Below are 11,913 nucleotides of genomic sequence, written 5' to 3'. Positions count from 1 at the left end.
AAACACCGCGCTTAGTGTCGCAGTCGGGTCAGCACCGACCCCAACCGTGCGCGCCTGTATCGATGACTCGAATTTCACTGCGGCCGTCGCGGAGAAAACCCAATTCGAAGGGAACACAGTGAAGCTCAAGAACGTGGCAGCGGTGGGCAGCCTTGCCCTCGTGACCGCCCTGGCGCTTTCGGCCTGCGCAAGCGGCAGCAGCAGCGACGGAACCCCGGCCGCCTCGACGACTCCGACCACCGCGGCAGTCGACTACAGCGCACTCGCCGGCACCATCACCGCCGGTGGCTCCAGCGCCCAGGCGAACGCTCAGGCTGCCTGGGTCTCGGCCTTCACCGCCCAGGCCAAGGGCGTCACCATCAACTACGACAAGTCGCAGGGTTCGGGCGGTGGCGTCACCAACTGGCTCGCCGGCAGCTACGACTTCGCGGGCTCCGACTCGCCCCTGAAGGAAGACCAGCAGGCCTCCTCGCAGACCATCTGCGGCCCCGGCGGCGGAATCAACCTGCCGATCTACCTCGACGGCGTCGCGGTCATCTACAACCTCCCGGGCGTCGATGACCTGAACCTCTCGTCGGCCACGATCGCGAAGATCTTCTCGCTCCAGATCACCACCTGGAACGACCCGGCCATCGCGGCGGAGAACCCCGACGCGACCCTGCCCGCCACCCAGATCACGACGGTCACCCGTTCCGACGGCTCCGGCACCACGCAGAACTTCACCAACTACCTCAGCGCGGTGCAGCCGTCCATCTGGACCAACGCTCCGAGCAACGCCTGGCCGATCGCCGGGTCGAGCGCCCAGCAGGGTGGTTCGGGTGTCGTCAACACCGTCAAGGCCGGCGAGGGCACCATCGGCTACGCCGACCACAGCGCCATCGGCGAACTGACCGCTGCGAACATCCAGGTGGGCGACAGCACCGACTTCGTCGCCTTCACCCCGGAAGGTGCTTCCAACGCTTTCACCGAGGCTTCGGAGACGCAGGACACCGGTATCGAGGGTGACCTCGCGCAGAAGATCGACTACACGAAGATCACCAACACCGACGCCTACCCGATCCCGCTGATCTCCTACGCGATCCTCTGCACCACGTTCAAGGACGCGGCTCAGGCCGAGGTCACCAAGGGCTACATCTCGTTCGTCGCGAGCGAGGTCGGCCAGGAAGTCGCCGCGAAGAACGCCGGCTCGGCCCCCATCCCGGCCGACATGCTGTCGCAGATCGCCACGAGCCTCGAGCTCGTCAAGTAACACCCCCTGAATAAACCGGTTGCCGTCTGGCTCGTCTACGCCAATACCCTTGAGAGAGTGCAGTGAGCGAAAACACAGCTGTTGAACCCGCTACGAGGAGACTCGGCGGAGACGACCAGACGGCGACCGGTAAGGAAAACATGAGCGCACCCGGCTCCCAGGGGCCCCGGCGGTCCACCAAGGGCGTGCGCGCCAAGGCGCGGCCGGCCGACCGCATCTTCCTCGGCCTCAGCACCGGCTCCGCCGCCTCGATCATGGTGATCCTGGCCGGCGTCGCGCTGTTCCTGATCATCCAGGCCGTTCCGGCCATCATGGCCGACTGGCAGACGAACCCCGATCTGACCAGCGGCCCCACCGGCGGCTACGCCAACTTCTGGACCTACGTCGGTCCCCTCATCTTCGGAACACTGTTCGCCTCCGCGATCGCGCTGATCATCGGCGCCCCGATCGCCATCGGCATCGCGTTGTTCATCTCGCACTATGCGCCACGTCGCCTCGCCGGCATCCTCGGCTACCTGGTCGACCTGCTGGCCGCGGTGCCCTCCATCGTCTTCGGCCTCTGGGGCATCATCGTCATCCGCCCCTTCCTGCTGCCGCTGTCCGACTGGCTCAACACCTACCTCGGCTGGATCCCGCTCTTCGGCGGCCAGGTGTCCACCACCGGATCGACCATCCTCGCCGGCGCCGTGGTGCTGGCCGTGATGATCCTGCCGATCATCACCTCGATCTCCCGCGAGGTCTTCCTGCAGACCCCGCTCCTGCACGAAGAGGCAGCGCTGGCGCTCGGCGCCACCAAGTGGGAGATGGTCAAGATGGCCGTCTTCCCCTACGGCCGTTCCGGCGTCATCAGCGCCACCCTGCTCGGCCTGGGCCGCGCGCTGGGCGAGACCATGGCGATCGCGCTCATCATCTCCCCGGCCATCCTGGTGTCGGTGCGGATGCTCACCGAAGGTGAGAACTCGCAGACCATCGCCGCGAACATCGCCCTGAACTTCCCGATCGCCACCACCCTGCAGCGCGAAGCCCTGATCGGCACGGGCCTGCTGCTGTTCGTGATCTCGCTCGCCGTCAACATGCTGGCGCGCATCATCGCGGGTCGCGCCGGAAAGAGCGCTCAGCGCAAGCGCAAGAAGATGCTGGCCCAGCTGCCGCCGTCCGACCCGAGCACCGTTCTCGCCGTCGACGACGTGCTGGCCCGCAAGTCGGCCGCCGTGCACTCCGAGGGCGCCGACGATCCCGAACCCGAGATCGACACGGAAAAGCGAGAGGGAACAGACGCGTGACCGCGACAATCAGCCCCAGCCGGCAGCCCACCGAGCGCATCGCCAACTCCCTGACCTCCGGACAGCTCCCCCGTTTCATCGAGTGGTACGTGCTGGCCGGGTCGCTCGCGCTCAGCGCGGCCATCCTGCTGCTCATGGGCTTCAACGTGGCCGGCTGGCTCGTGCTCGCCGCGGTCATCTACCTGATCGGGCTCGGCATCCTCTCCTCCGCGGTCGAGAACCGCCGGAAGGCCACCGACCGTGTCGTGCGCGGCCTCGTCACCGTCGCGTTCCTGCTCGCACTGGCGCCCCTCATCTCGACGCTGATCACCGTGGTCGCCAACGGCATCGGCGTGATCAACTGGGACTTCGTGACCCAGACCTCGCAGTCGGTCTTCAACCCCGACACCCTCGAGGTGACGACACAGGTCGGCGCGTGGCAGGCCATCGTGGGAACGCTCATCATCACCGGCATCGCGGCCCTCATCTCGATTCCGATCGGCATCCTCACCTCCATCTACCTGGTCGAGTACGCCGAGCCGAAGCACTGGATGGCGCGCACCGTCACCTTCCTGGTCGACGTCATGACGGGCATCCCCTCGATCGTCGCCGGCCTCTTCGCCTTCTCGCTGTTCACCCTCATCGTCGGCCCCAAGGCGTTCAGCGGGTTCTCCGCCTCGATCGCTCTCGCCGTGCTGATGATTCCGATCGTGGTGCGCTCCTGCGAGGAGATGCTCCGACTGGTGCCGCACGACCTGCGCGAGGCCTCCTACGCTCTCGGCGTCTCGAAGTTCTCCACGATCACGAAGATCGTGCTGCCCACCGCCATCGCCGGCATCGTGACGGGCGTCATGCTCGCCATCGCCCGCGTCATCGGTGAGACCGCGCCGATCTTCATGGCGGCGAGCTTCACCGACAACTTCAACGCGAACCCCTTCGACGGCCCGATGCAGACCCTCCCCGTGATGGCCTACACCGGGTACAAGTTCCCGGGACAGGACATCGCCGCCTCCAACGCCTCCGCCTGGGGTGCGGCACTGCTCCTGGTCATCCTCGTCGTCATCCTCAACCTCATCGCCCGCGTCGTCGCCAAGGTCTTCGCCCCCAAGGGCTCGCGGTAACCCGAACCACCGAACGAAGAAGGAACTTTCGTGTCCAAGCGCATCGAAGTCAACGACCTCAACGTCTACTACAGCGACTTCCTCGCCGTCGAAGGCGTCAACATCAACATCGAGCCCCGCACCGTGACCGCCTTCATCGGCCCTTCCGGATGCGGCAAGTCGACCTTCCTCCGCACCCTGAACCGCATGCACGAGGTCATCCCCGGTGCGCACGTGCAGGGTGAGGTGCTGATCGACGGCAACGACCTCTACGCCCCCGGCGTCGACCCGGTGCTCGTGCGCCGGCAGGTCGGCATGGTGTTCCAGCGAGCGAACCCGTTCCCCACGATGTCGATCCGCGACAACGTGCTGGCCGGCGTGCGCCTCAACAACAAGCGCCTGTCGAAGTCCGACGGCGACGACCTGGTGGAGAAGTCGCTGAAGGGCGCGAACCTCTGGGAAGAGGTCAAGGACCGCCTGTCGCTCCCGGGCTCCGGTCTCTCCGGTGGCCAGCAGCAGCGACTCTGCATCGCGCGCGCGATCGCGGTCTCCCCCGACGTGCTTCTCATGGACGAGCCGTGCTCGGCTCTCGACCCGATCTCGACCCTCGCCATCGAAGACCTGATCGAGGAGCTCAAGCAGGAGTACACGATCGTGATCGTGACCCACAACATGCAGCAGGCCTCGCGCGTCTCCGACAAGACCGCGTTCTTCAACATCGCGGGCACTGGCAAGCCGGGCAAGCTCATCGAGTTCGACGAGACCACGACCATCTTCAGCAATCCCACTGTGCAGGCCACCGAAGACTACGTCTCGGGCCGATTCGGGTAGCCCACCCCATTCCTCGCGAGTCGCCAAAGTCCGCCCTCCAACCGTATGGTTGAGGGCGGATTTTGGCGACTCGCGAAGGGGGTCAGACGGTGGGGGCCACGATGATGGGGTCGGTGGTGGGAGCCGATGAACCTCCGGCCGGCTCGACCGTGACGCCGACCGTGTCGCCGGGGCTGAGGGCGCCAGCCAGAACGTGCCAGGAGGTGCCGTCGCCCGACGCCTCGAAGGTGCCCGCGGGTGCTGCGCCCGCTGCGTCGATGTACCAGGCCTCGTAGACCTTGCCGTCGGGCAACGTCGCGAGTCCGTCGACCACGACCGCCGAGCGACCCAATTCGTTCGACCAGACCACCGTGGCCGTTCCGCCGCCCGCGACCGGAACGGTCGAGCGTTGGGAGTCGGCTGCCGCGGTGATCTCGGCCAGACCTGCCGCAGAGACATCCGTGATCACCGAGTCTCCGAAGCCGCCTGAGATCGCCGTGCCGACCACACCACCGCCGATGAACAGAGCGGCCGCGGCCGCGATGCCGGCCACGAGGGTTGCGGGGCGGTTGAACCAGCGGGTGCGGGCACGGGATGACGCGCGGGATTCCGCCCGGGTCGTCGTGGAAGCGTGTCGCGCATCCGCGACCGGCGTCTCGGCCGGGGTCGACGCATCCGGGATCGACGTAGCCGGAATTTCGCGGTCGAGCTGCGGAGTCGTCGCGAGCTTCGCCATCAAGTCGGTCTTCAAGCGCTCCGACGGAGCCACCGGGGTGGCTGCGAGGCCGAGCAGGCCTGCTGTCTCGACGAGGCCGTCGGTCTCCTCGCGGAGGCTGTCAGACGCATCCGTCGCCCGCTCGAAGGCCTCGGCCTCGTCGCGGGTCAGGGCATCGAGTGAGTACGCACCCGTCGACAGGCGGGGATCGTCGTCATCACGGCGGTCGTTCATGAGGTCACCCCCAATTCGTCTCGAAGTCTGATCATTCCGTCGCGGAGCCTGGTCTTCACGGTACCGACCGGAATGGAGAGGATGCCTGCGATCTCGGTGTGGCTGTATCCACCGTAGTAAGCGAGGGAGATCGCTTCGCGTTGCAGCGCGGTCAACTGCGCCATGGCCCTCTTCACCCTTTCGTGTTCGATGCGGATCTCGACGGTCTCGCTGACCTCGTCGTATTCGGGTTCGATGTCACGGAGCCCGATCCGTTCGTCGCGGTCGTGTCCCGACTGCGACGAACGCACCCGGTCGACGGCCCGGCGATGCGACATCGTGAGAATCCACGACATCGCGCTGCCACGCTGCGACTCGAACCGCGACGCGGTGCGCCAGATTTCGAGGAAGACCTCTTGCGCCACCTCTTCGGACTGCGCGTGATCGACCAGCACCCGCTTCACGAGGCCCAGCACGCGAGGCGCTGTGCGGTCGTAGAGCTCCGAGAAGGCCTGTTGGTCTCCTCGCGAGATGAGGTCGAGCAGTCGTTCGAAGGTCACAGCGGTCTCGGAACTCCCTGTGTCCGGCCCTCTGTCGGTGGTCACGAGTTCAAGCATGGCAGGACACGCTCTCAATCGGACTCGGGGGCTGAACATCGGATCACGTTCATGACAGCTATTCGGAACCCGGGAGTCAGCGGATTGGAGCGGAACTCCCCTCAGCGAGTGGAGGGGAGTTCGTGAAAATGAAGAGCCGGGTCGCGGAACGCCTCTCGGCGAGAGGCCGCTCGTAGCGGCGAATATTGGAGCCCGGGGTTACCGCGACCCGACTCGGTCTAGTTTACGCAATCAGTCGAGGTTGTCGCTGCGCCAGAGGCCGGCCGACTGCGTGAGATCCGCTCCGATGGTCTCGAATCGGAGTGCGCGGGTGGTGAGCGTCGACGCCGTGTCGGGGGCGCCGATCTCCGCGTCGTCAGCGATGCTGGCGCATCCCTGAGCCATGATGCGGCAGAACGCGGAGGCCCGATCGAGGGCGATCGCAAAATCTCCTGTGAAGAGGCCGCGCAGAATCTGATCGGCGAGTTCGGTGATCTCCTTCGGCCCCGTCGGCGACTCAGCACCGGCCACGACCGGGTCGATGCTCGGGATGACCTCGGTGCCGCGTTCGAAGAAGTAGCTGGTCTGCTCAGGGTCTTGCCGGATGAGGGCGCGCAGCAGGTAGATGCGCCACAGGCTCCCGGGCAGGGTGCGCGGGTTCGCGCGCGCCCAGAGCTCGGCGATGGCGTCGATTCCGTGATCGTCGGTGAAGCTGAGCAGACGGTCGATGACCTCCGGATGCGGATCGTCGCGCACCCGGTTGAGCAGCGCACCCGCGGTCTCGTGGGCCACACGATTGATGTGCGCGGGATCTTCGCCGCCCTGGAACGCTTCGAAGGCCGAGCCGTCGAAAAGTGCCGGCTTGTGGAAATCGTTGCTCATGCCATCCCATCCTGCCCCCGTCGGGGTCGTCTGACTTCTCAACGCTACGCGTCCGCATCCGTTACCGCAGGCGGTCACGCGCTGAGCGAACGTACCGGCACTCGGGCTCCTGCGTTTAGCGATAGATTGGGAGGCGAGGGCCTGTAGCTCAGTTGGCAGAGCATCGGACTTTTAATCCGCGGGTCGAGGGTTCGAGCCCCTCCGGGCCCACTCATCTCGCGGATCGCGCGGCGCCATCACGACGCCCAGGCCGATCCGTTGACGCGATCGACCATGCTGCCTCGGCGGAAATCGGGCACGAAGTGTTCGAGGATGTCGGCATTGATGGTGCCGTACGTGGTGTCGGGCCGTTGCTTGAGCCCCTGGTGGAACATCTGCAGGAACTCGTTCTTGAAGTCGCCCCGCGGATGCGCGGCCGTGATCTCCTCTACCAGCGCCGGGTCGAGCTCGTCGAGCCCCACACCGATGGCGTCGGTGAGCACACCGAGGTTGGTCGCAGCGATCTCGGGGCCCATGCGGCCCGGAATCCCGGGCGTCGTGTGCAGCGCGATAGCGTTCCACACGGTCTCTGCGGCCGACGCCGAGAAGCCGCGCTCGAGCAGGAAGGCCCGGGCGTGATCGGCGCCGTCGACCTCGAAGCGCTGCTCGGCGTCGGAGAAGGGGGTCAGCAAGCCGGTGTCGTGGAAGAGGGCCGCGATGTAGAGGAGTTCGGGGTCGGGCCGGAGGCCCATCGCTCGGGCGCGGAGCGAGCTGAAGAGAAACACTCGACGCGAGTGGTGGAAGAGCAGCGGGTTGGTGCTCTCGCCGATGAAGCGGGTCGCTTCTGCGGCGGCCGAGGTCTCCGGGATCTCCACCCCTGCGATAATTTCTGACATGCGATGCTCACTTTCGGGCCGTGACGTTGTGGAAGGCCACTTCCACAGTGCGCCGGCGCGACCCGACTCCGCCGCCTCGGCCAGGCCATGAACCACCCACATCCGGACACCGTCGGTTCCCGCCGGGCGTCCGGCGAGGGCAGCCATCTGGTCGCTGTACTCGTCTACGACGGGGTCAAACTGCTCGATGTCGCCGGGCCGACCGAGGTTTTCGCCGAAGCGAACCGGCTGGGCGCCGACTACCGCGTCACCCTGGTCTCACCCACCGGAGCCGACGTCACGACGTCTCTCGGCATCCGGATCGCCGTCGACGGCGGGCCCGACCTCGACACGCCGCCGCAGACCTTCCTCATCGCCGGGGGCGACATCTACCCGCGCACTGTGGTGCCGCCTGAGCTGGCCGCGGCAGCCGAGACACTCTCGAACGGTGCCGACCGCGTCGCCTCCATCTGCACCGGAGCATTCATCCTCGCCGCGACCGGACTCCTCGACGGCAAGCGCGCCACGACGCATTGGAAGGTCGCCACCACCCTCGCCGCGCAGTATCCGACGACCCGGGTCGAGCCCGACGCGATCTACGTGCGCGATGGCAGCACATACACCTCGGCCGGAGTGAGCGCCGGGATCGACCTCGCGCTGGCGCTCGTGGAAGAAGACTACGGGCCCGATCTCACCCGTGAGGTCGCACGAGCACTCGTCGTCTATTTGCAACGGGCCGGTGGCCAGTCGCAATTCTCCGCGCCGCTGCAGGGGTCGCCGCCCCGCACACCGGTGCTTCGGAGCATCGTCGACCTGGTCACGGCCGACCCGTCGGCAAGTCACACGCTGACGGAGCTGGCGGAGCATCTGCATCTGAGTCCCCGGCATCTCACCCGCCTGTTCCACGACGAACTCTCGACCACCCCTGGCCGGTACGTCGAGTCGATCCGCTTCGACATGGCGAAGGCGTTCCTCGACCAGGGGTACACCGCCACCCAGGCGGCAGAACGCGCCGGCTTTCCGAGCTACGAGAGCCTGCGGCGGGTCTTCGGCCGCGAATTGGGGATCTCCCCCGCGGCGTACCGGCGGCGGTTCCGCACGGCTCGACGGGAGGATGCCGCAATCGACACCGTGTCCGGATTCGAGTGATTTCCGGCCGGATGGGTGCTGCGCCCTGAGGCGCAATCCGTCACGCTGAAGACATGGACGAGACGACGAACGACACACCACCTCGCATGATGATGGCGCTGCGCGCGCATGAGCGTGGGGGCCCTGAGCGTCTCGTCTATGAAGAGGCGCCGCGGCCGGACGCCGGCGCGGGCGAGGTCGTCGTAGCCGTTCGTGCGGCAGCCATCACCTTCGCCGAACTCACCTGGCCCGAGACTTGGGAGGCCGATGGCGTCGACCGCACGCCGGTCATCCCTTCGCACGAGGTCGCCGGGGTCGTCGCCGAGGTCGGGCCGGGTGTCGGCGACCTCGAGGTCGGCGACTTCGTCTTCGGTCTCGTGCCCTTCAACCGCGACGGGGCGGCCGCCGAGTTCGTAGCGGTGCCGTCGGCGGCCGTCGCACGAAAGGCGGTCGCGGTATCCGACATCACCGCCGCCGCGGCCGTCTTGCCCGCTCTGACCGCCTGGGAGGCTCTGCGCGATCAGACGCACCTCAGTGCCGGTCAACGCCTTCTGATCAGGGGAGGAACGGGTGCGGTCGGCGCCTTTCTCACGCAGTTCGCGCATCGGATGGGAGTCGAGGTGACGGTGACTGTGTCGTCCGACTCGTCGTCGACCCGCGCGATCGGGCTCGGCGCCGACCAGGTGGTGGTCGTGCCTCGTGGCGTGGTTCCGCAGCTGCGCGGTTTCGACGTGGTGATCGACGCGGTCGGCGGTGGTGTGCCGGAGTGGATGTATGCCGCAGCTCGGCAGGGAGGTCAGCTCCTCGTTCTCCAGGAGCCGCCGAGTCAGGAGCTCGCCGACCGGCATGGCGTGAGCGCGACCTTCTTCGTTGTCGGCACCCGCCGCGACCGGCTGGAAGAGTTGGCCGCGCTGCTCGCCACGGGAGACGTCGAGGTGGCCATTGCGCAGACGTTCCCGCTCGCACAGGGCCGCGCCGCCTACGAGAGCGGTTCGCTGCCCAAGCCCACGCCTGGCAAGACGGTCATCCTCGTGCCCGCAGGCGCCTGAACGGTCACTCCGCTCTATCGATCGAGTTGCAGACGATGCCACGACAACGCGGTGAGCGCAACGAAGGCCGCCGCGAACGGGACGACCGTCGCGAGTTGCAGCATGGTCACCTGCGCGCCCAGCGACACCGCCCATAAGGCAGGCGCGGCCAGCGGCATCCACCCCCCGAGGCCGGCGAGCACCGAGACCTGCGCCACGACCACCAGCCCGATCGCGACGCCCACCCCGCCGAGCACCGAGCGGCTGAGCGTCGCCGCCCAAGCGACGGGCAACGTGATGACGGCCGACATGATGCCGAGCACCGACTGGCGCACGAGCATCGCCCAGGTGTCGTCATCGAGTGAGCCCAGCCCGGCGATCGCGCCCACGACGCCGAGCACCACTGACAGGAGAAGGCTCATCAGGACCGCCCAGCCCAGGTACACCACGAGCTTGGCGAGGGCGATCGTCGTACGACGGATCGGGAGGGCGAAGAGACCGGTGATGGTGCCGTCACCGAACTCCCTGCCGAACATCCACGCGAGCACCACCGCGAACCCTCCCAAGCCCCCGGCGCCCGTGATCTGGGCAGCACCGAGGAGGAATCCATGCCAGTCCCCGGTGGCCACGGGCCCGAGCTTGGCGAGCACCTGCGGATCGCTGGAAGTCTCGGCAGCCAACAACATCGACCCAATCAGCACCGAGATTCCGAGCACGATGGCAATCGATCCGACCCGGCCGACCGTGGAGCCCGCCAGTTTGACCGTCTCGGCCCACAAGGCGGCTCTCATCGTGCACCCTTCTCGTCATCGAGTCGGACTGTCTCGAAGAAGGCGTGCTCGATGTCCGGAATGGAGGGGTCGAGTGACCCGATCAGGCGCCCCGCGTTCATGACCACGATCCGGTGGGCGATCCGGGCGACCTCGTCGAGGTGGTGGCTACTGACCAGCACCGCGGTTCCGGCGGCTGCACGGCGGAGCAGGCTCTCGCGAAGCCGGATGACCCCGGCTGGATCGAGGGCGTTGGTCGGCTCATCCAACACGATGACCCGGGGGCTGTGCTGCAGGGCGGCCGCGAGGCCGACACGTTGCCGGTTCCCCAGGGAGAGTGCGCGCACCTTGCGACCCGCATACTCCTCGAGGGCGAATTCACTCAGGATGCGTGCGATCGCGTCGTCGACGTCGACCACGCCTCGGAGCCGGGCGCTCAGCTCGAGATTGCGCTGCGCCGTCAGCTCGGGGTACGCGAGCGGGTAATCGACCAGGTGACCGACGCGTCGCCACTCGCCGGAGGGAGCCTTGTTCAGCAGGGACCCGGCGAGGCGCGCATCGCCGGCGTGCGGCCTCAGCATGCCCAGCATCACGCGCATCAGCGTCGACTTTCCTGCACCGTTCAGGCCGACCAGGGCGACGACCTCCCCGGGGTGCACGCTGAGATCGAGGTCGAATACCCCGGCGCCGTTGCGGAAGGTGCGCGTGACGTGCTCGAGGGCGATCGCCGACGTCATACGTCGCCGCGCAGAACTCGCAAGGCAGCGTCGATACCGACGCCCAGATCGGGCTCGTCTCCGTCTGCCCAGTCGAGCAGAGCAGCATCGAGCGCTCCCATCGTCGCCGAGGCAGCGATGCGCGCATACGGCGAACCGACACCGCGCGCGACCAGAGCGTCTGCGATCGCATCTTCGGTCGCCGCGCTGTTGCGCGCGAGCGCTCCTCGCAGCGACGGTGTCCGGGACACGATCCTGAGGCGCTCACGGACCTCCGCGCTGGCTGGTGCAGGCACCGCCCGCCAGGCCTCTGCAACACCGCTGATGGCCGCGGCCAGAGCCGGAACCCCGTGGGGTTGGCGCCCGACGGCGTCGGCGATCAGCGGGTCGTAGGGGTCGTCGATGAGAACCGCATCCTTGGCGGGGAAATGGCGGAAGAATGTCATCTCGCTGACCCCGGCGCGCTCGGCGATCGCCGCCGCGGTCGTGCCGTCGTAGCCACGCTGGCGGAACAACTCGAGTGCGGCGCGAGTCAGGGACTCCTTCGTGCGGTCCGACCTGTTCATCTCATAATGTTAGTGACTAACATT

13 protein-coding genes and 1 tRNA gene are annotated in these 11,913 nt (G+C 67.2%); 7 read left to right on the top strand and 7 right to left on the bottom strand.

Annotated elements, in window-relative coordinates; all coding sequences use genetic code 11:
* The first annotated feature begins 118 nt into the window (after positions 1-118).
* The 4 genes from pstS to pstB all read left to right on the top strand — a co-directional run bounded on the left by pstS (position 119) and on the right by pstB (position 4,442).
* Complete coding sequence (gene pstS / locus N1027_RS09220) at positions 119-1,249, top strand: phosphate ABC transporter substrate-binding protein PstS (RefSeq protein ID WP_259507119.1); 1,131 nt, start codon at positions 119-121, stop codon at positions 1,247-1,249.
* A gap of 140 nt (positions 1,250-1,389) precedes the next feature.
* Positions 1,390-2,532, top strand: coding sequence for a phosphate ABC transporter permease subunit PstC (pstC, locus tag N1027_RS09215; protein WP_259507118.1), 1,143 nt, complete (start codon positions 1,390-1,392; stop codon positions 2,530-2,532).
* Positions 2,529-3,632, top strand: a complete 1,104-nt coding sequence (pstA, locus tag N1027_RS09210; RefSeq protein WP_259507117.1) for a phosphate ABC transporter permease PstA — start codon at positions 2,529-2,531, stop codon at positions 3,630-3,632. The genes pstC and pstA overlap by 4 nt, the downstream gene beginning before the upstream one ends.
* A gap of 30 nt (positions 3,633-3,662) precedes the next feature.
* Positions 3,663-4,442 carry a phosphate ABC transporter ATP-binding protein PstB gene (pstB, locus tag N1027_RS09205; RefSeq protein WP_259507116.1) on the top strand — a complete coding sequence of 260 codons (780 nt, stop codon included), beginning with the start codon at positions 3,663-3,665 and terminating at the stop codon, positions 4,440-4,442.
* Between the two features lie 82 nt (positions 4,443-4,524).
* Here pstB and N1027_RS09200 read toward each other — a convergent pair whose 3' ends face one another.
* From N1027_RS09200 to N1027_RS09190, 3 genes are all read right to left on the bottom strand, one after another.
* On the bottom strand, positions 4,525-5,370 hold the full coding sequence (locus N1027_RS09200) for an anti-sigma factor (protein WP_259507115.1): 846 nt from the start codon (positions 5,368-5,370) through the stop codon (positions 4,525-4,527).
* Positions 5,367-5,966 (bottom strand): sigma-70 family RNA polymerase sigma factor, encoded by a 600-nt coding sequence (locus N1027_RS09195; protein ID WP_372499703.1) that lies wholly within the window; start codon positions 5,964-5,966, stop codon positions 5,367-5,369. Before N1027_RS09195 ends, N1027_RS09200 begins: the two co-directional genes overlap by 4 nt.
* Before the next feature lie 231 nt (positions 5,967-6,197).
* Positions 6,198-6,827, bottom strand: coding sequence for a DNA-directed RNA polymerase subunit beta (locus N1027_RS09190; protein WP_259507113.1), 630 nt, complete (start codon positions 6,825-6,827; stop codon positions 6,198-6,200).
* A 137-nt stretch (positions 6,828-6,964) separates the two neighbouring features.
* Here N1027_RS09190 and N1027_RS09185 point away from each other — a divergent pair.
* Positions 6,965-7,037, top strand: a tRNA-Lys gene (locus N1027_RS09185).
* A 26-nt stretch (positions 7,038-7,063) separates the two neighbouring features.
* Here the strand turns inward: N1027_RS09185 and N1027_RS09180 are convergent.
* Positions 7,064-7,702, bottom strand: coding sequence for an HD domain-containing protein (locus N1027_RS09180; RefSeq protein ID WP_259507111.1), 639 nt, complete (start codon positions 7,700-7,702; stop codon positions 7,064-7,066).
* 87 nt (positions 7,703-7,789) lie between these two features.
* Between N1027_RS09180 and N1027_RS09175 the strand changes: the two genes are divergently transcribed.
* Positions 7,790-8,830 (top strand): GlxA family transcriptional regulator, encoded by a 1,041-nt coding sequence (locus tag N1027_RS09175; RefSeq protein WP_259507108.1) that lies wholly within the window; start codon positions 7,790-7,792, stop codon positions 8,828-8,830.
* A 53-nt stretch (positions 8,831-8,883) separates the two neighbouring features.
* Positions 8,884-9,858, top strand: coding sequence for an NADP-dependent oxidoreductase (locus N1027_RS09170; protein ID WP_259507106.1), 975 nt, complete (start codon positions 8,884-8,886; stop codon positions 9,856-9,858).
* Positions 9,859-9,872: 14 nt separating this feature from the next.
* Here the strand turns inward: N1027_RS09170 and N1027_RS09165 are convergent, their stop codons facing one another.
* From N1027_RS09165 to N1027_RS09155, 3 genes are read right to left on the bottom strand one after another with little or no spacing between them, the layout of a single operon-like run.
* Positions 9,873-10,628, bottom strand: coding sequence for an ABC transporter permease (locus tag N1027_RS09165; protein WP_259507104.1), 756 nt, complete (start codon positions 10,626-10,628; stop codon positions 9,873-9,875).
* Complete coding sequence (locus N1027_RS09160) at positions 10,625-11,344, bottom strand: ABC transporter ATP-binding protein (RefSeq protein ID WP_259507103.1); 720 nt, start codon at positions 11,342-11,344, stop codon at positions 10,625-10,627. The genes N1027_RS09165 and N1027_RS09160 overlap by 4 nt, the downstream gene beginning before the upstream one ends.
* A complete protein-coding gene (locus N1027_RS09155; RefSeq protein WP_259507101.1) occupies positions 11,341-11,889 on the bottom strand; it encodes a TetR/AcrR family transcriptional regulator in 549 nt (182 codons plus the stop codon). Before N1027_RS09155 ends, N1027_RS09160 begins: the two co-directional genes overlap by 4 nt.
* Between the last annotated feature and the right edge of the window lie 24 nt (positions 11,890-11,913).

This window comes from Herbiconiux aconitum (genome assembly GCF_024979235.1).
GTDB lineage: Bacteria > Actinomycetota > Actinomycetes > Actinomycetales > Microbacteriaceae > Herbiconiux > Herbiconiux aconitum.
The sequence above is the reverse complement of the archived record's forward strand: the minus strand, read 5'-3'. Positions and strand labels throughout refer to the sequence as shown.